This window comes from Fodinicurvata halophila, assembly GCF_042651425.1.
GTDB classification, from domain to species: domain Bacteria; phylum Pseudomonadota; class Alphaproteobacteria; order Kiloniellales; family DSM-21159; genus Fodinicurvata; species Fodinicurvata halophila.
In genome coordinates this window covers 402,182-423,967 of the sequence record NZ_JBHSCW010000003.1, presented here as the reverse complement: position 1 = coordinate 423,967, position 21,786 = coordinate 402,182, and the positions used below count along the sequence as shown (strand labels likewise).

At 60.3% G+C, this 21,786-nt stretch carries 19 protein-coding genes; 11 read left to right on the top strand and 8 right to left on the bottom strand.

All coding sequences use genetic code 11. From position 1 onward, the window contains the following. Positions 1-32: 32 nt before the first annotated feature. The gene (parE, locus tag ACFOW6_RS06765) at positions 33-2,036 is read left to right on the top strand and encodes a DNA topoisomerase IV subunit B (RefSeq protein WP_382421582.1); all 2,004 of its coding nucleotides are present in this window, start codon (positions 33-35) and stop codon (positions 2,034-2,036) included. A 99-nt stretch (positions 2,037-2,135) separates the two neighbouring features. Then, entirely contained in the window at positions 2,136-2,681 is a 546-nt protein-coding gene (locus ACFOW6_RS06760) for a glycine zipper 2TM domain-containing protein (protein ID WP_382421581.1), read from the top strand. Between the two features lie 9 nt (positions 2,682-2,690). Here ACFOW6_RS06760 and tenA read toward each other — a convergent pair whose 3' ends face one another. The 4 genes from tenA to cysE all read right to left on the bottom strand — a co-directional run bounded on the left by tenA (position 2,691) and on the right by cysE (position 5,769). Further along, on the bottom strand, positions 2,691-3,377 hold the full coding sequence (gene tenA, locus ACFOW6_RS06755; protein ID WP_382421580.1) for a thiaminase II: 687 nt from the start codon (positions 3,375-3,377) through the stop codon (positions 2,691-2,693). A 4-nt stretch (positions 3,378-3,381) separates the two neighbouring features. Then, complete coding sequence (locus tag ACFOW6_RS06750; protein WP_382421579.1) at positions 3,382-3,714, bottom strand: ferredoxin family 2Fe-2S iron-sulfur cluster binding protein; 333 nt, start codon at positions 3,712-3,714, stop codon at positions 3,382-3,384. Positions 3,715-3,840: 126 nt separating this feature from the next. After that, positions 3,841-4,971, bottom strand: a complete 1,131-nt coding sequence (locus ACFOW6_RS06745; protein ID WP_382421578.1) for a cysteine desulfurase family protein — start codon at positions 4,969-4,971, stop codon at positions 3,841-3,843. A 24-nt stretch (positions 4,972-4,995) separates the two neighbouring features. Next, a complete protein-coding gene (gene cysE, locus ACFOW6_RS06740; protein ID WP_382421577.1) occupies positions 4,996-5,769 on the bottom strand; it encodes a serine O-acetyltransferase in 774 nt (257 codons plus the stop codon). Between the two features lie 198 nt (positions 5,770-5,967). Here cysE and ACFOW6_RS06735 point away from each other — a divergent pair, with 198 nt between their 5' ends. Next, positions 5,968-6,636, top strand: a complete 669-nt coding sequence (locus ACFOW6_RS06735) for an alpha/beta hydrolase (protein WP_382421576.1) — start codon at positions 5,968-5,970, stop codon at positions 6,634-6,636. 18 nt (positions 6,637-6,654) lie between these two features. Here the strand turns inward: ACFOW6_RS06735 and ACFOW6_RS06730 are convergent, their stop codons facing one another. After that, positions 6,655-7,740, bottom strand: a complete 1,086-nt coding sequence (locus tag ACFOW6_RS06730) for an anhydro-N-acetylmuramic acid kinase (protein ID WP_382421575.1) — start codon at positions 7,738-7,740, stop codon at positions 6,655-6,657. A 22-nt stretch (positions 7,741-7,762) separates the two neighbouring features. Continuing rightward, on the bottom strand, positions 7,763-9,115 hold the full coding sequence (locus ACFOW6_RS06725) for an MFS transporter (RefSeq protein WP_382421574.1): 1,353 nt from the start codon (positions 9,113-9,115) through the stop codon (positions 7,763-7,765). Between the two features lie 107 nt (positions 9,116-9,222). Here ACFOW6_RS06725 and mtnA point away from each other — a divergent pair, with 107 nt between their 5' ends. Both mtnA and tyrS read left to right on the top strand, forming a co-directional pair. Further along, positions 9,223-10,320, top strand: a complete 1,098-nt coding sequence (gene mtnA / locus ACFOW6_RS06720) for an S-methyl-5-thioribose-1-phosphate isomerase (RefSeq protein ID WP_382421573.1) — start codon at positions 9,223-9,225, stop codon at positions 10,318-10,320. 106 nt (positions 10,321-10,426) lie between these two features. Continuing rightward, positions 10,427-11,671 carry a tyrosine--tRNA ligase gene (gene tyrS / locus ACFOW6_RS06715; RefSeq protein WP_382421572.1) on the top strand — a complete coding sequence of 415 codons (1,245 nt, stop codon included), beginning with the start codon at positions 10,427-10,429 and terminating at the stop codon, positions 11,669-11,671. Between the two features lie 4 nt (positions 11,672-11,675). Here the strand turns inward: tyrS and ACFOW6_RS06710 are convergent, their stop codons facing one another. Beyond that, the gene (locus tag ACFOW6_RS06710; protein WP_382421571.1) at positions 11,676-14,960 is read right to left on the bottom strand and encodes a YhdP family protein; all 3,285 of its coding nucleotides are present in this window, start codon (positions 14,958-14,960) and stop codon (positions 11,676-11,678) included. A 136-nt stretch (positions 14,961-15,096) separates the two neighbouring features. Here ACFOW6_RS06710 and ACFOW6_RS06705 point away from each other — a divergent pair, with 136 nt between their 5' ends. From ACFOW6_RS06705 to ACFOW6_RS06680, 6 genes are all read left to right on the top strand, one after another. Continuing rightward, the gene (locus ACFOW6_RS06705) at positions 15,097-18,075 is read left to right on the top strand and encodes a bifunctional [glutamine synthetase] adenylyltransferase/[glutamine synthetase]-adenylyl-L-tyrosine phosphorylase (protein WP_382421570.1); all 2,979 of its coding nucleotides are present in this window, start codon (positions 15,097-15,099) and stop codon (positions 18,073-18,075) included. Between the two features lie 20 nt (positions 18,076-18,095). Beyond that, positions 18,096-18,560: a thioredoxin-dependent thiol peroxidase gene (gene bcp / locus ACFOW6_RS06700; protein ID WP_382421569.1), complete on the top strand. Its 465-nt coding sequence runs from the start codon at positions 18,096-18,098 to the stop codon at positions 18,558-18,560. Beyond that, positions 18,557-19,363, top strand: a complete 807-nt coding sequence (locus ACFOW6_RS06695) for a ferritin-like domain-containing protein (RefSeq protein ID WP_382421568.1) — start codon at positions 18,557-18,559, stop codon at positions 19,361-19,363. The genes bcp and ACFOW6_RS06695 overlap by 4 nt, the downstream gene beginning before the upstream one ends. Then, positions 19,360-19,929: a DNA-3-methyladenine glycosylase I gene (locus ACFOW6_RS06690; protein ID WP_382421567.1), complete on the top strand. Its 570-nt coding sequence runs from the start codon at positions 19,360-19,362 to the stop codon at positions 19,927-19,929. Before ACFOW6_RS06695 ends, ACFOW6_RS06690 begins: the two co-directional genes overlap by 4 nt. 130 nt (positions 19,930-20,059) lie before the next feature. Next, positions 20,060-20,821: a phosphoribosylaminoimidazolesuccinocarboxamide synthase gene (purC, locus tag ACFOW6_RS06685; protein ID WP_382421566.1), complete on the top strand. Its 762-nt coding sequence runs from the start codon at positions 20,060-20,062 to the stop codon at positions 20,819-20,821. Next, a complete protein-coding gene (locus ACFOW6_RS06680; RefSeq protein WP_382421565.1) occupies positions 20,818-21,048 on the top strand; it encodes a hypothetical protein in 231 nt (76 codons plus the stop codon). Before purC ends, ACFOW6_RS06680 begins: the two co-directional genes overlap by 4 nt. Positions 21,049-21,074: 26 nt before the next feature. Here ACFOW6_RS06680 and bluB read toward each other — a convergent pair whose 3' ends face one another. Next, positions 21,075-21,761, bottom strand: coding sequence for a 5,6-dimethylbenzimidazole synthase (gene bluB / locus ACFOW6_RS06675; RefSeq protein WP_382421564.1), 687 nt, complete (start codon positions 21,759-21,761; stop codon positions 21,075-21,077). Between the last annotated feature and the right edge of the window lie 25 nt (positions 21,762-21,786).

Genomic DNA, 21,786 nt, shown 5'->3' with positions numbered 1-21,786 from the left:
GAACGCACGCCAGTCCCTCTTATAATGCGCCCATGGCAGATCTATTCCAGACAACCGACAGCGACAGCACTTCCTACTCCGCCAAGGACATCGAGGTTCTTGAAGGACTAGAGCCCGTCCGACGGCGCCCTGGCATGTATATCGGCGGCACCGACGAACGCGCCCTGCACCATCTGGTGGCGGAACTTCTCGACAACGCTATGGACGAAGCCGTCGCCGGCCATGCGTCACGAATCGAGATCGAGCTGAGTGGAGAGGACAAGATCACGGTCCGGGACAATGGCCGCGGCATTCCCGTGGATGCGCACCCGAAATACAAGGATCTCTCGGCTCTCGAGGTTATCCTGACGACCTTGCATTCCGGTGCCAAGTTCACCGACAAGGCCTATCAGACATCCGGCGGCCTGCACGGCGTGGGGCTTTCCGTGGTAAACGCATTGGCAGGGTCTCTGACCGTCGAGGTGGCACGTGATCGCCAGCTCTGGCGCCAGAGCTACTCGGCCGGCAAGCCCCAGGGGAAACTGGAATCCCTGGGCAGCGTGCAGAACCGGCGGGGCACCAGCATCACCTTCGTACCGGACAGCACGATCTTCGGGACCGAGCTTCACTTTTCGCCGGGCCGACTCTATCGCATGGCCCGCTCCAAGGCCTACCTGCACCGTGGTGTGGAAATCCGCTGGAGCTGTGAGGCTTCCCTGCTCGGCGAGCACGACAAGACCCCGCACCAGGAAAGCCTGCACTTTCCCGGAGGCCTCAACGATTTTCTCGCTTCCATCATCGATGACCGGCAGACCGTGGTCGCGACGCCTTTCAGCGGCGAAAGCAAGTTTCCCAACGATGCCGGCAAGGTGGAATGGGCAATCACCTGGCCGTCGATCCCGGATGAAGGCTTCATCTCCTCTTACTGCAACACCGTCCCCACCCCGGACGGCGGCAGCCACGAACAGGGCTTTCGCCTGGCGCTGAACAAGGCCATCAAGTCCTATGGCGAACTGATCAGCAACAAGAAAGCCACCAACATCACCGCCGAGGATATTCTTGGCGGTGCCTCCTTGCTGCTGTCCGTGTTCATCAAGAACCCACAGTTCCAGGGACAGACGAAGGAGCGCCTTGCGTCCCCCGACGCGGCTCGACTGGTCGAAGCCACGGTCAAGGACCATTTCGATCACTGGCTGTCGGGCGATCCGGAACGCGCCGGAAAACTGTTGGAACACCTGATCGAACGCGCCGAAGAACGCCAGAGGCGCCGTCAGGAGCGCGAGCAGAACCGCAAGACGGCCACGAACCGACGCAGCCGCCTGCCGGGAAAACTGTCCGACTGCGCACGCAACAAGGCCGAAGATACGGAGATCTTCCTTGTGGAAGGCGACTCGGCCGGAGGGTCCGCCAAGCAGGCCCGCAATCGCGACACCCAGGCAGTTCTGCCCCTGCGCGGAAAGATCCTCAACGTGGCCAGTGCCACGACGGAGAAGCTAAAGGGCAACCAGGAAATTTCCGACATCATCCAGGCCCTGGGATGCGGTACCCGGGGGCAGTTCGATCTTGAAAAGCTGCGCTACGAGCGAGTGATCATCATGACCGATGCCGATGTGGACGGCGCCCACATCGCCTCCCTGCTGATCACCTTCTTCTTCCGCGAGATGCGCGGCTTGATCGATGCCGGTTGCCTCTACATAGCCCAGCCTCCCCTCTATCGACTGACGCAGGGGGACAAGAGCATCTATGCGCACGACGAGGAAGATCGCGAACGCCTGACACGCGAGGTCTTCAACAACAAGGGCAAGGTCGAAGTCAGCCGTTTCAAGGGCCTGGGAGAAATGCCCCCGGCGCAGTTGCGCGAGACGACGATGGCCCCCGGAAAGCGCAGCCTGCTCCGTGTCGTCGTTCACCCCCGCGACGAGTACGAGGGACCGGAGAACGATGTCAGGGAAGCCGAGGAACGCGTCGAGCACCTGATGGGGAAGAAGCCGGAACTGCGCTTTGCCTTCATCCAGGAACATGCCCGTTTCATAGACTCCGAAGCGCTGGATGTCTGAAAAGGCCACACTCCTGCCCTGAAATTGCCGCCTGAAGGTGCACCCTGTTTGCGTTAGAACAGGCAGAAGAAGTCGAGTGATTTTGACGGGCGCATCGCCATGAGGACAAGACTGCTGCAATGGGGTTTCGGCGGACTTCTGCTGATGCTCGGACCGACGGTTGCACTCTCTGCTCCGCCACCTTGGGCGCCTGCCCACGGCTACCGCGCACAGCAGGCAATGGCTTACTCTCCCTACCTGTCCCTGAATCCCGGTCATTGCAATCGTGACCTGTTGGGCGGGGCCCTCGGAGGTGCAGCCGGTGCGGTGATCGGATCGCGAGTCGATCACCAGGATGAGCGCTTGGTTGCGATCCTCGGCGGAACCGCCATCGGCGTGCTCGTTGGCGGCGTGATCGGTCAGTGGATGGACAGCGTCGACCAGAATTGCGTTGCCCAGAGCCTGGAGCAAGCCCCGAACAACAGCCGTATTGCCTGGCAGGGCGCTGGCCCTGTGGAATACAGCGTCACGCCGCTTGAGACCCTTGAAAAAGGTCAACGCTATTGCCGCCGGTACAAGACCACGGCGGTCATCGCGGGCCAGGATCGAGAGATTTACGGTACAGCCTGTCGGACTGCCGATGGCGACTGGCGCCTCGCCGACTGAGCCCGGCCATCAGGAGGTCGGAGGCTCGAGCCCCATTTGCCAGAAGTCGGTCTCCAGGCACACGGCTGTCCTGAAATTCTGGCTCAGTGCCGTCCAGCGCGTCGACGTTTCCGGTCTTTCCTCCGGCAAGCCGCGCCGTAGGGCGACGCGGTCCAGTTGTTCGGCCGCCTTGCGAGCACCGTCCTGGAATTCCTCCCCGCCGTAGAGCTCGATCCACTCGCGATAGGGATTGCCCTCGAGGGCCGTCCGCGGATCCTTGAGGAGCCGCGCGCCGATCTCGGCGTAGCCGAGAGTACAAGGGGTCAAGGCAACCAGAAGATCCAGAAGATCCCCCTGCATCCCCTGATCCAGGACATAACGGGTATAGAGACGGTTGGCCGGCGCTTCTTCGGTCTCCTGTAATCTCTGCTCGGAAATTCCCCAGCGTGCACAGAAATCGACATGCAGGCCGATTTCGTGATTCAGCAGGAGGTTTACCATGAAGGCGGACTCTCGCAGATCATCCACCTGCTCGGATTTCACCACGGCCAGCGCGTGAGCCCGGCTGTAATGCAGCAGGAAGAGGTAGTCCTGTATCAGGTAATAGCGAAAGGAGGGCTCGGGCAAGGTTCCCTGGGCCAGCTTCTCGACAAAGGGGTGTCGTACATAGGCATCCCAGTCAGCGGGACAGCTTTCCTTCAAGCGCTCAAGGATCATGGTCTTATTCAAGCAGCATGTTGCGCGTTTCACCCGGCAGACGAACCGTCAGGCCGTCCAGTTCTTCCGTCATGACGATCTGGCAGCCGAGCCTGGACGTCCGTTGCAGATCGAAGGCCAGGTCCAGCATGTCTTCCTCGTCCTCGCTCGGCTCCGACAGACGCTTGAACCACTTCTCGTCGACAATGATGTGACAGGTGGAACAGGCGAGTGAGCCTTCACAGGCACCTTCGATATCAACATCGTTGCGATGCGCAATCTCCAACAGTGACAGCCCGACGGGCGCCTCGACCTCCTTGTGATTGCCATCCCGCTCGATGAAGACAACTTTCGGCATAAAGCTTGAACTCCTTCACTCACCAGCCTGCGTTCCAGGCCAACCTTGTACTTCCGCACTCATGCGGGGCTCCAGCGCTTGCCGCAGGCCATAGCAGATCACGCACCCGAGGGTCACGTGCATTGATCAGGCCACGCTGCTTTGATGCTGGCGCTGATATAGCCTGATCCATGCATCGGCAAAACGTTCCAGATCCTCCGGCTTGCTGGCCCAGCCACTGGAAACCCGTATTGCATTCGCCGACAGCGAGTCCCCTGCCCCCATGGCGCGCAGCACATGCGAGGGTTCGACCTTTCCCGATGAACAGGCCGAACCCGCTGAAACCGCTATGCCCTCCAGGTCAAGGGACATGAGCTGCAGTTCGGCCGACACACCGGGCATGGCAATGCAGCTGGTATTCGGCAGGCGCTCCGTCTCGGCGCCAAAAACCGTGGCCGTGGGGGCTGCTTTCAGGATTTCCTGCTCCATGCTGTGATGGGCCTTGTGCAGGGTCTCAAACTCCTCGAGCCGCGAGACGGCAGCCTCGACAGCCGCACCAAAGGCCGCGATGCCGGCCACATTCTCCGTACCCGCGCGCCGCCGACCCTCCTGTCCGCCGCCACGCAGATAGGCCTCCATATGCAGGCCATTCCTCAGGACGAGGGCACCCACACCCTGTGGCCCCCCCAGCTTGTGCGCCGAAAGGCTAAGGATATCCGCTCCCAGCTCGGAGAACGACAGCGGACGCTTGCCAAGCCCCTGCACGGCATCGCAATGCAGCAGCCCGCCGCGTGCATGCACCGCTTCGGCAATCTCCTGAATGGGCTGGATGACCCCGGTCTCGTTATTGGCAAGCATGACAGAGACGCGGGTGGCTGCATTTGTCTCGTCCAAAGCCTCTGCGACAACATCAGCGGTCACTCGACCCTGGGAGTCCACTGGCAATGTTTGTGTAAAGTCGGGAAAGGCCTGCAGGACGGAGGTGTGCTCGACATCCGAAACCAGCAGTCGCTCCGGCTTGCGCTCGTCGATAACACTCCCCAATGCTGTGGCGTTGGCCTCCGTCCCCCCACTGAGGAAGATGACCTGTGCGGGGTCCGCATCGATTGAGACTGCGATACGGCGACGTGCTTCCTCTACGATCTTGCGGCTTGCCCGCCCGAAGCTGTGCACCGACGAGGCATTCCCCGCCTGCCCTGCTGCGTCCGTATAGGCTCGCAAGGCTTCGGGTCGCAGGGGAGCCGTCGCGTTATAGTCGAGATACAGGGGATCTTTCATCAAAACCTGATACAGGAAGAGGCTTCAGCATTTACCACTGTAACTTCCGGTTTCCTCGCCCGTCTCGGCAGCACGTCCGGTCGTCTCACCTCCATCGGAGAGACCAGGCTGCGCAGTCTCGCCCTCACTGTTCTCCAGCTCTCCAACGCGCGCGCGCAGATTTTGCACTTCGTCCAAAAGGCCCTCGAGTGCCCGGGCTATGGGATCCGGTATTTCTCCAGTCGGCGTACCGTAGGCCATGAAGTCATCGCTGCTTCTGGCATCCGCCGACTGGATTGACTTGGCAGGAATCCCGACCACGGTGGTCTTGGCCGGTACGGCCTTCGTCACCACGGCATTTGCCCCGACACGGGCATCTCGCCCGACGATGATCGGCCCGAGAATCTGTGCGCCCGAGCCGACAATCACACCGTTCTCCAGTGTCGGGTGACGCTTTTGATTGCGCTGGCTTTCACTATCCACGCTGGGCGCCACACCACCCAGCGTAACGCCGTGATAAAGCGTCACGTCGTCACCGATCTCCGCAGTTTCACCAATTACGACCCCCATACCGTGGTCGATGAAGAAGCGGCAGCCAATTCTCGCACCGGGGTGGATCTCGATACCCGTCAGGAAGCGACCCCACTGGGACAACCAGCGCGCGACCAGCTTGAGTTTCCTGTTCCAGAGCCAATGGGCGAGCCTGTAGACCAGGACGGCCTGAAACCCGGGATAGCACAGCGCGACCTCGAAAACCGACCGTGCCGCCGGATCACGGGCCATCGTTGCATCTATCTCGGCGCGTAAAGTCTTGAACATTGCTCGCCCCGTCAGCTATTTTCCGGCCCGGCCGCAGTCACGGTCGACACGCTCGTTCCTGATACGGCATATAAGCTTCCGGAGTAAATTGGTCAACTTTTCGCATAGCCTGTGGAGGCAACCAAGGCACCGGTATCTTGAAATAACGCATTTTCGTCGCACTTTAATGTGGCATTTACAGCAAGGTGACCCAAACGCATGCCTGACGTTATCATCAATGGTCCGGCTGGACGGCTGGAAGGCCGCTATCAGCACGCCAGCGCGGACAATGCCCCGATTGCCCTGATCCTGCACCCCCATCCCCAGCATGGGGGGACAATGAACAACAAGATTGTCTATACCCTCTATCATGCCTTCGCGCGTCAGGGATTCTCGGTTTTGCGCTTCAACTTCCGTGGTGTAGGGCGCAGCCAGGGTGCCTATGATCGCGGCGAGGGAGAACTTTCCGACGCGGCCTCTGCATTGGATTGGCTGCAGATGTACAACACCAATGCCTCGACATGCTGGGTGGCCGGTTTCTCCTTCGGTGCCTGGATCGGTATGCAGCTCCTGATGCGCCGTCCGGAAATCTCGTCCTTCATTTCAGTGGCACCCCCGGCCAACCTTTACGATTTCAGTTTTCTGGCTCCCTGCCCGTCCTCCGGGCTTGTCGTCCAGGGTACGACCGATGAGATCGTTCCCGAAGCCTCGGTGAAGAAGCTTGTCGACAAGCTTGCGCACCAGCGGGATATATCCATCGAGCACAGCATCGTGGAAGGCGCCAACCACTTCTTCCAGGGACAACTGGAACAGCTGGACAGCATAACCGAAGATTACATAGCCCGAATTCAGCACGGCAGCGAAACCCCCGCAAAACTGGATTCCTAGCTCCTGGGAGTCGTCGTTTCAGGCTGCTGCTACACGATACAGCCGTCCTCCGCTTACAGGTCGCGAAGCCCCGGTGGTGGACGGCAGGGAAAGGGCTTTGCCGTCAAGGCTGCGCAGCGCAAGATAGGCAAAGCACTCCGCCTCCAGAGCATCGCCGTTCCAGCCTTCGCTCTCGACCGCCTGGACTGAAACGCCAAGCTCGCTGGAAAGCTGTTGCATCAGCACCGGATTGTGCCGTCCTCCTCCACAGACCAGCCAGCGTACGGGCGGTGACGGGAAGAAGTCCTGTGCCCGAACCACGGCACCTACCGTAAAGGCGGTCAGGGTAGCGGCTCCGTCTTGCGCGGAAAGCCCCTGCAGGTTTTCAACCACCACAAAACTGTTGCGGTCCAGGGATTTCGGAGGCGCCACCCGGAAATAGGGGTGGGACAGCAATGCCTGCAACACCTCGGTATCCACATGCCCATGGGCAGCCAGTTTGCCATCCAGGTCACAGACCAGCCCGCTGTTACGGTAGACCCAGTCATCGATCAGGGCATTGCCCGGCCCCGTATCGAAGGCAAGAATGTCCCCGTCCTCCGGACCGACCCAGGTGACATTTCCGACTCCGCCAAGGTTGAGCACGGCCAGGGGCTTGGGCAACCGGACCGCCTTCACGGCATGATAGAGTGGAGCCAACGGAGCACCCTGCCCGCCGGCGCGCATATCGGCCGTTCGGAAGTCGTGTACGACATCCATGCCTGTCTCACGGCTCAACAAGGCTGCATCGCCCATCTGCCAAGTCTGCTGTCTGTCTGGATCGTGCCGGATGGTCTGTCCATGGAAACCAATGGCCCGGATTTCCTCTCGCCCTCGTCCTGTGCTCGCAAGCAAGCGCTGCACGGCATCCGCATGCCGCAATGTCAGCTCGCGCTCGACGTCTTTTGCCAGAGCGGTATCGTCGGGACACTCGAGAACCCCGCGCAAACGCATCCTGAACGCATCCGGATACGGAAGAGTCTCGAAACCGAGAGAGCGCACGAATCTCTCTCCATCGGTTTCGATCAAGGCAGCGTCGACGCCATCCAGCGACGTGCCACTCATGAGTCCCATCATCACATCCATCGGCCTGTCTTTCCGTAAGGGTTCATCGATCGTCCACCATGCGGTCCGCTTCCGGCATGACATAGCTCAGCAGCAGTCCCAGGAAAGCCAGGACAATAAAAGCAACGAGCGCGCTTGCCGGGGTCAGCAGGTCGGCCAGAATGCCCAATCCCCCCAATACCAGGGCGACCAGACCAATCGCACTGTTTGCGAAGGCAACATAGAGGGGGCGTTCCTCGGTCGGGGCTGCATCCACCAGATAGGTCTTGCGTCCCAGGCGAGCCCCGGCTTCCGCGATTCCAAGAAGGAAGAACACGGGCGCATAGGAGTAGACGGACAGCTGCTCGGGCCCGAGCCAACCGAGTATCAGAGCCAGGAAACCGGCAATCACCCCCATTCCCCCCGCCTGGATCATCACGCGCCGCGCCGTCTGATCTGAGAGCTTGCCCCAGAACGGACTGCTCAGGATGCTGGCCAATCCGACCGATACAATGAAGACAGCGAGGGCGCTCATGCCCTCAGAAACTCTCTGATAGGCATGGAGAACGAACAGCGGCATGGCGACCTCGACGGAGGTCAGGGCGGCGCGCGCCGAAAGGTATTTTCGGTAGCCATTGACCTGGCGCACAAGTGTCATTCCCTTGCCGGCCTCCTCGATGGCGTTGCGTCCTCCCTGCTGCTCCCCAGGAACCTCCCTGATAGCCGCGAACAGGCAGGCAGCGACCATCCAAAGTAAAGCGGCTGTCCCCAGCAACAGGATATAATGACCGGCATTTCCCTCTTCGTTCAGGAAGAAGCGCAGGCCCAGACCGGCAGCAAGGGTCAGCACACCTCCGAAGGCAGCCCGGTTGGCCAGCAGCCTGCCGCGCCGCCCCTTGGGAATCGTCTTGCCCATGACATCCTGAAAGGACACTGAGCCCGCCCCGCTGGCAATGCTGAAAAGTGTCAACAGACCCAGGACTGTCAATCCGGCAGCCCAATCCGACAGCAGCAAGACCGCAGGGATCATCAACAGCAGGCAGAAAGACTGGAACACCCCAGCCCCGAGCCAGACCCACTTGCGACGGGCGAGCTGACGGATTCGGGCCGCCACGAACAGCTGGGGCAGCAAGGCGCCGACTTGCTTGATGGGAGAGAGGAAGCCTACCATCGAAGCCGGAACCCCGATGGCAGTCAACAGCCAGGGCAGCGTCAGACCGGGACTGACCAGTTGCTCGGCCAGCTTCGTGCAAACTCCATTCAGGAGGTTGAGGAAGAAATTGGCCGGAACGGAGGTACAGGCCCGCTCGGGTATGGCGTCACAGGCCCGATCCTGGGAATCGTCCCCGGCCAGCACGGCGTAAAGACGCTCGAGCGCTTCCTTATCGCTGGAGGAGCTTTCTTCGGCTGCGTGCAAACGATTTCTCCCTCTTCCGTCGACTCCGCGATCCCGTCTTGCGCGAATTTTTACGGAGTGTCAGAAATTCATCGACAACTGGCAATGACGAGCAACGGCCTGAACCCATGAAAGTCGGAAATCGCTATTATCGCAGTATATGGTTGAGCGAGGACGGCTGGTCCGTCGAGATCATCGATCAGACGTGCCTGCCTCACGAGTTCGTCATCTGCCGTCTGGACAGTCTCGAAAAGGCAGCCCACGCCATCTCTGCCATGCAGGTGCGTGGCGCCCCCCTGATCGGTGCCACGGCCGCTTATGGCCTCTGCCTGGCTCTGCGCGAGGACAGCAGCGACGAGGCCCTTGACAAGGCTGCAGCGGAGCTCTTGGCCACGCGCCCCACAGCGGTCAATCTCCACTGGGCGCTCGAACGCATGAAAACGGCCCTGTTGCCCCTGCCGGCAGCCGAACGTGTCACGAAGGCCTACGAAGTTGCTGCCGCCATCTGTGACGAGGATGCTGCATTGAACGAGGCCATAGGCTCTCATGGCCTCTCGCTCCTGCAAGCCGCAGCCGCTCGGAAACGTCCGGGCGAGAGACTGAACATCCTGACCCACTGCAATGCCGGCTGGTTGGCCACGGTCGACTGGGGAACGGCCCTCGCCCCGATCTACAAGGCCCATGATCTGGGCATCGATCTTCATGTCTGGGTGGACGAAACCCGGCCACGCAACCAGGGTGCCAGTCTCACGGCCTGGGAACTGGCCGGGCACAGCGTGCCGCACAGCGTTATCGTGGACAACGCCGGTGGGCACCTGATGCAAAACGGCATGGTTGACCTGTGTATTGTCGGTACAGACCGCACGGCGGCAAACGGCGATGTCTGCAACAAGATCGGAACCTATCTGAAGGCGCTGGCGGCACACGACAACGGCATTCCCTTCTATATCGCCCTGCCCAGCCCGACCATCGACTGGGGCATGGAGAAAGGTGTCGGGCATGTTCCCATCGAGGAACGCGCGCCCGAGGAAGTCAGTCATGTCCGAGGGCTGGATCGCAAAGGTGTGCTGCGCGAGGTCAGTCTGCTTCCGGACGGCAGCCAGGCCGCCAACTACGCCTTCGACGTCACACCGGCGAAATACGTCACCGGCCTGGTCACCGAACTCGGCGTTTGCGAAGCCTCGAGGAACGGCCTCGAGGGGCTTTTTCACAGCCGCGCGGTATAGGCCGCATCCTCTCATCCCGAAGCGATGCAGAGCACGTTGAGGCTTCGAGGTCCCTGTGCTAAGCAGCGCCGTTCTTAACGTTCCCGCAACAGGCAATTCAAAAGCTATGTCGAAGTCCGAGTTTCTCAAAGAGATCACCCAGCGTGGCTTCCTGCATCAATGCACGGATCTAGATGGCCTTGACCAACAGTTGATGTCAGGACCAGTCATCGCCTACATCGGCTTCGACTGCACGGCTGATTCCCTGCACGTGGGGCACTTGATGTCCATCATGACCCTGCGCTGGCTACAGAAGACGGGCCACAAGCCGATTGTCCTGATGGGGGGCGGCACGACCAAGATTGGCGACCCTTCGGGACGGGATGACACGCGCCAGTTGCTCGGCAACGAAGATATCGCCAGAAACATGGCCGGCATTCGGGAAGTCTTCAAACAATTCCTGACCTTTGGCGACGGTCCTACGGATGCCGTCATGGTCAACAATGCCGACTGGCTTGACGATCTGAACTACATCACGTTCCTGCGCGATTTTGGTTGCCATTTCTCGGTCAATCGCATGCTGTCCTTTGATTCGGTCAGGCTGCGTCTTGAACGGGAACAGCCGCTGACCTTCCTCGAATTCAATTACATGATCCTGCAGGCATATGATTTCCTGGAGCTTTCGCGCCGCCACAACTGCCTGCTTCAACTGGGCGGGTCGGATCAGTGGGGCAATATCGTCAACGGAATCGAACTGGCCCGCCGCCTGGATCACAAACAGCTCTTCGGCCTGACCACGCCGCTGATCACCACGGCATCGGGCCAGAAGATGGGCAAGACCGCCGGGGGCGCTGTCTGGCTGAACGAGGAACGCCTGAGCAGCTATGAGTACTGGCAGTTCTGGCGCAATACGGAAGACGCCGACGTTGGACGCTTCCTGCGACTGTTCACGGAACTGCCGATCGAGGAAATAGAACGTCTGGAAAAGCTTGAAGGGCAGGAGATCAACGAGGCCAAGAAAGTCCTGGCAGACGCCGCCACCACCCTCTGCCGCAGCGAGGAGGATGCACGGCACGCCGCCGAAACTGCCCGCCAGACCTTCGAGGAAGGGCAAAGTGGCGAAGGCCTGCCGCGGATCACGGTCGCTCGCGACCGCTTGAGTGGCGGAATCCCGCTTTACGAACTGCTGCGCGAAGCCGGCCTCAGCAAATCCAACGGAGATGCGCGGCGACTGATCAAGGGCGGTGGTGCCCGTGTGAACGACGCGCGTGTGGAAGACGAAGGTTACCTCGTGAACCTGAACGATCTGGACGGCGAAAGCGTGAAGATATCCGCCGGCCGCAAGCGCCACGCTCTGGTGGAGGCGGCCTGAGGGTTCACCGTCCCATCGAGGGCGGGCGTCCAGGGTTTGCGGAGGGATCTGGAGACTCCTCCGGCATCTGTTCTGCTTCCGGTTCCGGTTCCTCGTTTGTCTCTGGCGGACTGGTGTCCGGCGCAATATTGAAAAGCTGCCTGAGAAAACCCGGTGCCAGGAAGGAAAGCGGGTTGACCGCAATCTCAGGATCATCCATCGAGCCGGTGACCACATAGCTCACGCCCAGAATTCCCTCTCCCTCCCCGCCTGTCAGCAGGTCACCTAGAACAGGGATTGATCCCAGCATGCTGTTGACCGAATAGGCCGGCACCAGGCTTCCCCGGATATCGGTTTCGTCTCCTTCCATATCCAGTCGTCCGCGTGCCGTGATACCCAGGGCCGGACCGTTGGCCTGGATCAGGTCGCTGGTGATCTGACTTTCATAGATGATGGCCTCTCCATGCAGGCGTTGGAAACCGATCCCCTCACCGCTCATCAGGTCGGCAATGCCGGTCAGTGATGCGACGGTCAGCAGCTGGGCCATCGCAGGCGCATTCACCAAGCGGAAATCCTGGGACCAGAGCCGAACGTTCATGGGCTCCTCGGGATAGGGGCCTTCACTTTCACCGGAAATGCGCATGGCGCCGCCTCGGATACCTTCTGTCAGCCCCAGCGCTTGCAGAAGGGCCCCCATGTCACTTGCGGTCAATTCCAGCGCATACTTTCCTGACTCCTGAGGCCCATAGGTCAGGTGCAAGCCCTCCGGTATCGGAACGCCGGGCGAGTCCTCGCTGTCAGCCACGCCTTGCTGGCCGCCGGACAACTCTGCTTGCCCCCGGGCATACAGCCAGATGCCATCACGCCGTTCGGCTTCCAGTGACAGGTCTTCGAAGTAGCGGTCTTCCGAGAAATAGACCCGGGATAATCCCGGCGTGCGCACCACCAGATCTGGAGAGACCGCATCCTCACCGTTTTCAGGTGCCGCCGCATTGTCTTCCTGGGAGCTCTCCTCGAGCAGTGGCAGCAGGTCGAGCTGGCCCGATCCCAGCACCACCTCAAGCGTGCCGTCCTGTGGTGTCCGGACAACAACATCCTGGAGGTTACTGCGGCCGAGAACGAAATCGGACAAGGCCGCTTCCTGGATGTCCTCGCCGCTTTCGTCCATGGTGACGACACCGGCAGCCTGCAGGTCTGCAGTTGTAAGCTTGAAATCCTCCACACCCAGGAAGCGTTCCCCTTGAAGGACAAGGCTGGCGGTGATTTCTCCGCTCTCGCCGGCAGGTTTCCGCCAGTCCAGTTCGGGAACATGCAGCCCGGCATCCCCAAGGTCGCCACGCACCTCCACTTCCACCCGTTCATCCGCATGAAGACGCGCCGTCAAACCTGCTGAAACAGGTCCGGAAAGATAGGGGGACGGGTCAAAACCGACAATCTCCCAGTCCTCCTGATTGAAGCGGGGAATTTCTGCCTGTACACGCGTGCGCACGCCCTGGCCCGCAAAGACCTCGCGCCAGTCAGCCGTGCCCTGTACCGAACCCAACTGCATGGGTCCTTGTACGTTCATCTCGTCCTGGGTCACCCGAATATCCAAGGGCCCGCCGCGCATGTCCTCTTCCAGGAACGCGTCCTCTATGAAGACATCCTCCAACTGCCCCTCGGTCGACAATTCGACATCATCGAATTCCAGATCATCCAGCAGTGGGAAGGCAAAATTGAGTTCCGCATTGAAGCGTCCCTCGCTGCCGCTGGCGGTAAAACCCATCTCCTGCAGCAAAGCGAGCCGCGGGTGCTCCAGAATCTCGAAGGCGGCCGGCAGCGGGCCATTTGCCTGAAGAGTCATGTCCAGCCGGTGGTCTTCCCCCGAGAGGCCATAGATATCCAGAAGTCCCTCGGATACCTCGATGCCATTTACCCTCCCCCCGGCAATGACGAAATCCAGGCCATCGGGATTGAACGAGGCGGTGCCGACCGTGTCGACAGCTGGGGGCAGAGGCTCCAGGTAATGGACCTCCAGGCCTTCGTAATCGAAGCCGCCGGTCAGTTCGAGCAGCTCCGCTTCACCGGCCTTCCCGATCGCAATGGCAGCCTGTGCTTTCAGCAGGTTCACGCGACCATCCCGAATGTTTCCGGTCACCCATTTCCGTGCGTTCTCCGCTGTTGTGCGGGGCCAGTAGTGAAAGAGCTCAGTCGCCAGAACTCTCCTGACTTCCGCGTCCACCCCGACACGATAGCCTCCTTCGGCTGCTTCCACCTCACTGGAAATCCGGATGCGTGGTCCCGGCTCCTGGTCCGGGGTCAGGAGTGTGAACGACCCCTCCGAAAGACTGAGGCGACGTTCTCCGTTTGCCGAGAAACTGCCTTCCAGGGACGCGTCCTTGAATGCAACCGGCCGCCTGAAATGTTCCGGCAGCGCAATTCGGCCTTCGGGAGCATTGATGGTAAACCTGCCGTGCGGCAGTTCACCAGAGAGAGGGACATCAACCTGGACCTCGCCCGCCAGAACGAACTGCAAGCCCGGAAGGATGCCGCTGCCGGGAAAGGCGGAAGCAGCGGCTGTCGGATCCAAGCGATCCACCGTAATGTTCATGGCAATGGAGTCACTGCCCCTGCCGTGGTGGAAATCAGCAGTAAGAGGTGTCAGTTGATCGCCGATGCGCAGTTCGAGAGCGGCCTGCCCGCCCATCCCTGAAGGCTCTCTCCAGAGGTCTATATCCGAATTTTCCGCCGATAGAACGGTATCCAACTGGCGGTCCTCAAGGCGCACCTCGGAGTTGCTCACATGCAACTTCTGCAGATAGGACCAGGGTTGATCGCCACGCTGCTCCGCCAGCATGCGCCCCAGAAAGCGTTCCGCGACTTCCGAGAAATCCTCTTCACGGCCCGTGTCCTCACCCAGGGACCCAAGACGGAATCCCCCCTCCTCGCCCCTTATAAGGTTCACCGAGGCGTTCATGATATCGATCTCGACGGGTGCGATACGACCGTGCAACAGTTCTGTCAGGCTGAAAACGACATCGGCACTGGGAAAGGAAGCGAGAAGCCTGTCCTGATCATCATAGACCCGCCAGTCCCGTGCACGTATACCGAAACGACTGGCGGAACCTGACCACGCGAGATAGGTATCACCGACGTCAACCTCGATATCCTCGTTCGCATTGGAAAGAGCGTCTTCCAGATAGGGCTCGAGGAAGTCCATGGAGACAGGCTCCTGCGCCAGCCGCCATGCCGCGAAGGCCAGGAGAACGAGAACCAGGAAAAAAAGAGCCGAGATGAGGTTGAGAACAGTACTGGCACTACGAAACAGCATGAGGTGATCCTACCCGCAGTGCGCGCAGTCGCACAGCCGATTGTCATCATACGACCGACTGAACGTTCCAGGTCTTGACCCGGCGAAGCCGGCGGCGGAGGCTTTTGCGACCTTCTCATGCCCCAACAGAGCAAACATGATGTCTTCAGGCTTTCTGTCCCAGATAAACGAACTGCCTCCACCCGGTGATAAAGAAAAAAGACGCGTCGCGCGAGAACATCTGGCGGAACGACTCGAACGTCTTGAGGAGACGGATCAGCATACCGTCAAGAAAGCCCTGGAACACGCGCCTACCGAGCAATTGCTCGATGTCATTTTTGGCTACTCTCCATACCTGACGCAGAGCCTGCTTTCCGATCTGCCCTGGGTGGTTTCGGTGCTGGAACAGGAACCAAAGAAGACCTTCCGCGACATCCAACAGGACTGCCGGGATCACGTTCTGCATTCTCGTGAAACAAGCGAAGCCATGCGGCTGCTCAGGAGAAGCAAGAGACGCATGGCCCTCTTCCTGGCACTTTGCGATATCACAGGTCTTCTGGATGTCACCCAGGTCACCGAAACGCTTTCAGAGTTTGCTGACACTGCCCTTAATGCCGCCGTGGCACATCTGTTATTGCGCGCTGACGAGCGCGGCGAGCTTGTCCTCTCCGACAAGGAGAATCCGCTGGACTCCTGCGGCTATTTCGTCCTCGCAATGGGAAAGTATGGCGCTGAGGAACTCAATTATTCCTCGGACATAGACCTGATTGTTCTCTACTCACCTGAACGTATCGACTATCAGGGCAAGCGGGACCTACAGAGCCTGATGGTACGTATGACGCAGGATCTCGCACGCATGCTCGACGAACGCACGGCAGAGGGCTATGTCTTCCGTACCGACCTCCGCCTGCGCCCGGATCCCGGCGCAACTCCCCTCGCCCTCTCAGTGAATGCAGCGCTCTCCTACTATGAATCGACCGGCCAGAACTGGGAACGGGCGGCCATGATCAAGGCACGTGCCGTGGCCGGGGACCTGGAGTTGGGAACATGGTTTCTGGATGAATTGAAACCATTCATCTGGCGCAAGCATCTCGATTTCTGGACCATCCAGGACATCCACTCCATCAAACGACAGATCTATGCCCAAAAGGGTGGTGAGGCCATCGAGGTCGAGGGCCACAACATCAAGCTTGGCCGTGGTGGCATCCGGGAAATCGAGTTCTTCGTCCAGGTCCAGCAGTTGATATTCGGGGGCCGAGAACCGGAGTTGCGCAGTGCCCGGACCCTGGAGGCCCTTGAGCGATTGGAGGAGGCCCAGCGCATCAGTCAGGACGCCAGAGAGGATTTGCAAGCGGGCTATTGTTTCCTGCGCACTCTTGAGCATCGCCTTCAGATGATCGAGGACCAGCAGACCCACAGCCTGCCCGAAAGCTCCGCAAGGCTTGGCGATATCGCCGGTTTCATGGGCTATGAGAACACTGCCGAATTCCGGGAAGCCCTTCTGGCGCACCTGCGCAACGTGGAGCGGCATTATGCGGATCTGTTCGAGGAAGCCCCCAGTCTTGCGGGACCGGGAAACCTCGTCTTCACAGGCGGAGAGCCGGAACCGAATACCCTGCAGACCCTGGAGAAGCTAGGCTACAGGGATGGAGACAAGGTGTTCCAGATTGTCCGCGCCTGGCATCACGGACGATACCGTGCCACCCGCTCCACCCGTGCCCGCCAGATCCTGACGGAATTGATGCCGGCCCTTATCGGACAGTTCGCCGAGACCCTGGATCCCGACACGGCTCTCGCGCGCTTTGATTCCTTCCTGTCCGGCCTGCCGGCCGGGGTGCAGCTCTTCTCGCTGCTCTATCAGAACCCCAAGCTGCTGGAGGTTCTTGGAGACATTATGGGCCGCGCTCCCGCACTGGCCGATCACCTCAGCCGCAATTCCGGGCTGCTCGAGGCCGTGCTCGACCCGGATTTCTTCGAACCGCTTCCCGATGAAGAGACACTGGAGGCGCGCCTGAAAGAAGACTTGAAGCTCTCCCGGGACTTCGAGGACAGCCTGGACATTGTCCGGCGCTGGACGGCCGATCATCGCTTCCAGGTCGGTGTCCAGATTCTGCGCAACAGCATCAGCTCCATCGAGGCCTCGACCGCCCTGTCGAACCTGGCGGAAGCTGTCATCCGTGCCCTGACTCCCATCGTGGAACAGCAGATGGCGGAACTGCACGGCCGTATCTCGCAGGGTGGCCTGGTGGTGCTGGCACTGGGCAAGCTGGGCGGCCGGGAGATGACCTTCAGTTCCGATCTGGACTTGGTTTTCCTGTACCGGACCGGCGATGACCACGCCGAATCAGACGGGCAGAAGCCTCTCTCCGCCAGCGTGTACTACGGGCGCCTCGCTCAGCGCATCATCACGGCGCTGACGGCGCTGACCGCGGAAGGCCAACTCTATGAGGTCGACCCGCGACTGCGTCCCTCCGGAGCCGCGGGGCCAATCGCCCTCTCGATCAATGGCTTTGCCAAGTACCAGAAGAATGATGCCTGGACGTGGGAGCACATGGCTCTGACCAAGGCCCGAACCATCTACGGCGACGCTGCCCTTAGGAAAGAGCTGGAAGAGGAGATTCGTAACGTCCTGACAGTGCCGCGAAATCCACACAAGCTGTTGGCCGCCGTGCACGAGATGCGCCTGCGTATCGAGAAGCAGCACCCCGCACGCTCCATCTGGGACTGCAAGTATGTCCGCGGTGGCCTCTACGACCTGGACTTCCTGGCGCAATACCTGCAACTGAAGCATGCCGCAGAACAGCCTGATGTCATCCGACCGTCCTCGGAAGCGGCTTTCCAGGCCTTGGCCCAAGCAGGCCTCATACCGACAGAGGAAGAAAAGGGCCTGGTCGAGGCCGCACAGCTTTTCCGCAGGGTGCAGAACTTCCTGCGACTGACCGCCGGCGACAACTTCGATGAAGCCCAGGCAGGGCATTCTCTCAAGGCAGCCCTTGCCAAAGCCACCGAAATGGACAACTTCGAAGGGCTGAAGGACACTTTGACGAGCAACGCTCAGCTTGTTTCCCGATATTATCAGGAACGGATCGAAGAGCCGGCTCGCGAGCTGACAGATACGGACAAAGCCAACCTATAATAGAAAACAAGGAGACAGAAATGGCGGTCGAGGAAGGCCAGCAAGCCCCTGATTTCACCATGCCCACCGATGGCGGCGGCACGATTTCCCTCAGTGAGCTCAGGGGGCGCAAGGTGGTTCTCTATTTCTACCCACGCGATGACACTTCTGGCTGCACGAAGGAGGCCTGCGGTTTCCGCGATGCGTTGCCCGACTTCTTCGGCACAGACGCGGTGGTGATCGGTGTCTCCCGTGATTCCGTGAAGTCCCACGACAAGTTCAAGGACAAGCACAACCTGAACTTCACCCTGGCGTCCGACGAGGACGGCTCCGTCTGCGAGGCCTATGGTGTCTGGGTGGAGAAGTCCATGTACGGCAAGAAGTACATGGGAATCGAGCGTTCGAGCTTCCTGATCGATGAAGAAGGCGTGCTGCGCAAGATCTGGCGCAAGGTGAAGGTCAACGGCCACGTGGACGCGGTATTGCAGGAGGCGCAACAGCTTTGAGTGCCCAGGCTCTGGCGGCAGGCGCGGTGCGGATTCTCAACACTCCTTCCGCCGAGGAGAAAGCACGTGCAGGACGCCGGCTCGCCGCCGACTGGCGAGACTCGGAAGAGCGCAAGATCGGACTTGCCCAGCCACCGCGCCGTCCCGCACGGCCAGAGTACCCGGCCCTGCGCCCGCCGCGGGAGGTTCCCAGGCGCAAGATCGGACCTGCTGTGGAGGGGCGCATCGCCCTGCTGCACGCCCTGGCCCATATTGAACTGAACGCCATAGACCTGGCCTGGGATATCGTTGCGCGCTTCAGCGGTTCCGCGTTGCCGGAATCGTTCCATGACGACTGGGTGCACATAGCGGACGAGGAATCGAAGCACTATCTGCTGCTTTCCGAACGCCTGAAGCAACTCGGATCCTACTATGGTGCCCTGCCCGCTCACGACGGTCTCTGGCAGGCCTCGGAGGAAACAGCCGGCGATCTTCTGGCCCGACTGGCCGTGGTGCCCATGGTACTGGAAGCGCGCGGCCTGGATGTCACTCCGGATATGATCCGCAAGCTTGAACAGGCCGGAGACAAGGATTCAGCGGCCGTTCTTGAAGTTATCTATCAGGAGGAAATCGGGCATGTGGCCGTCGGCCGCAAATGGTTTGAATGGCTCTGCGCTCAACAGGGCAAGGAGCCCGTCGGGACCTGGCAAGAACTGGTCAGTTGTCACTTCCGGGGTCCGCTGAAGCCGCCCTTCAACGCAGAGGGGCGTGCCCAGGCTGGTTTTCCTGCCTGCTATTATGAACCGTTGGCAGGAACGACATGAACCAAACCCGCTGTGCCTGGGTCACGAATGATCCTTTGTACATTGCCTACCACGACGAGGAGTGGGGATATCCGCAGTACGACGCCAAGCAATTGTTCGAAACCCTCATGCTGGAGGGTTTCCAGGCCGGCCTCTCCTGGCTGACGATCCTGCGAAAGCGTGAAGGTTTCCGGGATGCCTTCGAGGGCTTCGACCCTGAAAGGATTGCCGAGTGGGGGCCCGAGCACGTTGACAGGTTGATGGCCGACCCGGGAATCGTTCGCCACCGTGCCAAGATAGAGGCCACGCTCCAGGGAGCGCGTGCGTGGGCGAAGCTTATGGAGCAGCACCCCGGTGGTTTTTCTGGATTCGTATGGGAGACTGTGGAGGACTCCCCTGTAATCAACAGGTTTCAGGATATATCTGAAGTTCCATCTCAGACGGAAGCATCCCGCCAGCTCTCTTCCAGACTCCGCAAGGCAGGGTTTCGGTTTACCGGGCCAACCACATGCTATTCCTTTATGCAGGCTGCCGGCTTGGTGGATGATCATGTCGTCACCTGTTTTCGCCGAATGCCCCCTGAATAACCACTTCCGACGGCCATGCAGGGCAATTGTTCCAGGGTCCGCACCCTGCTATACAGCGCAATTCACCGATATACGACAGGCAGCTGCGGACACTGCCTAAACCCCTTCGGCTCGGCGATCGGACAGCGAAATGCGACGCAAGAAAATTTATGAAGGCAAGGCCAAGGTTCTCTTCGAAGGCCCGGAGCCCGGGACACTCGTCCAGTATTTCAAGGACGATGCCACGGCCTTCAACAATCAGAAGCATGGCCTGATTGCCGGCAAGGGTGTCCTGAACAACCGCATCTCCGAGTACCTCATGCAGAAGCTCGAGGAGATCGGCATCCCGACCCACTTCGTCCGCCGCCTCAACATGCGCGAACAGCTGATCCGGGAGGTCGAGATCATTCCTCTGGAAGTGATCGTTCGGAATGTCGCGGCGGGATCTATCAGCAAGCGCCTGGGCATCGAGGAAGGCACCATCCTGCCGCGCGCCATCGTCGAATACTGCCTGAAGGACGATGCCCTCGGAGATCCCATGGTGACCGAAGAGCACATCGCCGCCTTCGGATGGGCCAGTCCGCAGGATCTCGATGAGATCCTGCAGCTCACGCTGCGCATCAACGACTTTCTGAACGGGCTGTTCCTGGGAATCGGGCTCAAGCTTGTGGACTTCAAGCTCGAGTTCGGACGACTCTGGGAGGACGACCAGATGCGGATCGTCCTGGCGGACGAGATCAGCCCGGACAGCTGCCGTCTTTGGGACGTCGCCACCAGTGAAAAGATGGACAAGGACCGCTTCCGTCGCGACCTGGGTAATGTGGAAGAGGCCTATCAGGAAGTTGCCCGACGCCTCGGCGTTCTGCCGGAAGCCGGTCCTGTAGACATCAAGCCGCCGAGAGTCATGCAATGAAACGCCACTCTCCTCGGCGCGGACTCTTGCTTGTCCTAACGGTGGCAAGCTTCTTCATCGCGGGGGTGGGCCTGTTGTCCATGCAGGCCTATCGGCGGATGAATTTTGCCGGTATCGAGGAATACTGGGGCCCCCTGCTCTTCGCCCTGAGCGGGGCTGCCGTCCTGATTGCGCTCTTCATCAGCCTGATCATCCGGCAAGCCCGTCAGGACCGCGACACGCACTGAGATATACTCAGAGGCCTGGCCTCTTCTCAGCGTCGGTGGAAAACTCCCGTTGTCGGGCGCCGTGACTGCCAACCGGCCTCTTCCAGGTCCGCCACACGAGTTTCGCGCTGCGGATAACCGATACAGAGATAGCCGACGAAACTCCAGGTGTCGGGAATATCCAGATCCTGTTTCAGCCGGTCCGGCTCCAGTATTGAAACCCAGCCCATTCCGATGCCCCGGGCGCGCAACAGCAACCAGAGCGCATGAATGGCCATCACCACCGAATAGCGCCGGGTCTCCGGCATGGTAGCCTGCCCCAGGCCATGGCCCTGGCTCGTCCCCTCGTCACAGAAGACGGCAATCTGTTCCGGAGCCTGGCGCAGGCCCTCCAGCTTCAGGCTGGCGTAGAGAGCCTTCTTGTCCTTGGATTGTGCGGCAAGAGCCTCTGCATTGGACTCCTCGAAATTGCGAATCACGGCTGTTCGCGCCGGAGCCGTCTCGGGTCTGACAAAGCGCCAGGGCTGGCTGTTACCGACAGAGGGCGCCGTATCGCAGACAAGCTGCAAGAGTTCGTCCACAATTCCCTCAGGTAGCGCCTCGCTGCGAAAATGACGCACATCGCGACGCCACCGCAGGAGCCCTTCCAGATTGTCCCGGAAGGCCGCATCAAAGCATGGCTTCTCCTCAGAAGACTTGCTGCCTTCCGCGCGGACTTCACGGAACCTGCTCAACTGAGTAAGAGACATCCTTCGAAAC

What these genes read in the sequence shown, in the direction of transcription:
- ACFOW6_RS06735 (WP_382421576.1), top strand. Translation starts at nt 5,968, where the DNA reads ATGCCTGACGTTATCATCAATGGTCCGGCTGGACGGCTGGAAGGCCGC.
- purC (WP_382421566.1), top strand. Translation starts at nt 20,060, where the DNA reads ATGCGACGCAAGAAAATTTATGAAGGCAAGGCCAAGGTTCTCTTCGAA.
- ACFOW6_RS06760 (WP_382421581.1), top strand. Translation starts at nt 2,136, where the DNA reads ATGAGGACAAGACTGCTGCAATGGGGTTTCGGCGGACTTCTGCTGATG.
- ACFOW6_RS06690 (WP_382421567.1), top strand. Translation starts at nt 19,360, where the DNA reads ATGAACCAAACCCGCTGTGCCTGGGTCACGAATGATCCTTTGTACATT.
- ACFOW6_RS06745 (WP_382421578.1), bottom strand. Translation starts at nt 4,971, where the DNA reads ATGAAAGATCCCCTGTATCTCGACTATAACGCGACGGCTCCCCTGCGA.
- tyrS (WP_382421572.1), top strand. Translation starts at nt 10,427, where the DNA reads ATGTCGAAGTCCGAGTTTCTCAAAGAGATCACCCAGCGTGGCTTCCTG.
- ACFOW6_RS06750 (WP_382421579.1), bottom strand. Translation starts at nt 3,714, where the DNA reads ATGCCGAAAGTTGTCTTCATCGAGCGGGATGGCAATCACAAGGAGGTC.
- tenA (WP_382421580.1), bottom strand. Translation starts at nt 3,377, where the DNA reads ATGATCCTTGAGCGCTTGAAGGAAAGCTGTCCCGCTGACTGGGATGCC.
- ACFOW6_RS06705 (WP_382421570.1), top strand. Translation starts at nt 15,097, where the DNA reads ATGATGTCTTCAGGCTTTCTGTCCCAGATAAACGAACTGCCTCCACCC.
- cysE (WP_382421577.1), bottom strand. Translation starts at nt 5,769, where the DNA reads ATGTTCAAGACTTTACGCGCCGAGATAGATGCAACGATGGCCCGTGAT.
- mtnA (WP_382421573.1), top strand. Translation starts at nt 9,223, where the DNA reads ATGAAAGTCGGAAATCGCTATTATCGCAGTATATGGTTGAGCGAGGAC.
- parE (WP_382421582.1), top strand. Translation starts at nt 33, where the DNA reads ATGGCAGATCTATTCCAGACAACCGACAGCGACAGCACTTCCTACTCC.
- ACFOW6_RS06710 (WP_382421571.1), bottom strand. Translation starts at nt 14,960, where the DNA reads ATGCTGTTTCGTAGTGCCAGTACTGTTCTCAACCTCATCTCGGCTCTT.
- ACFOW6_RS06730 (WP_382421575.1), bottom strand. Translation starts at nt 7,740, where the DNA reads ATGGATGTGATGATGGGACTCATGAGTGGCACGTCGCTGGATGGCGTC.
- ACFOW6_RS06680 (WP_382421565.1), top strand. Translation starts at nt 20,818, where the DNA reads ATGAAACGCCACTCTCCTCGGCGCGGACTCTTGCTTGTCCTAACGGTG.
- bcp (WP_382421569.1), top strand. Translation starts at nt 18,096, where the DNA reads ATGGCGGTCGAGGAAGGCCAGCAAGCCCCTGATTTCACCATGCCCACC.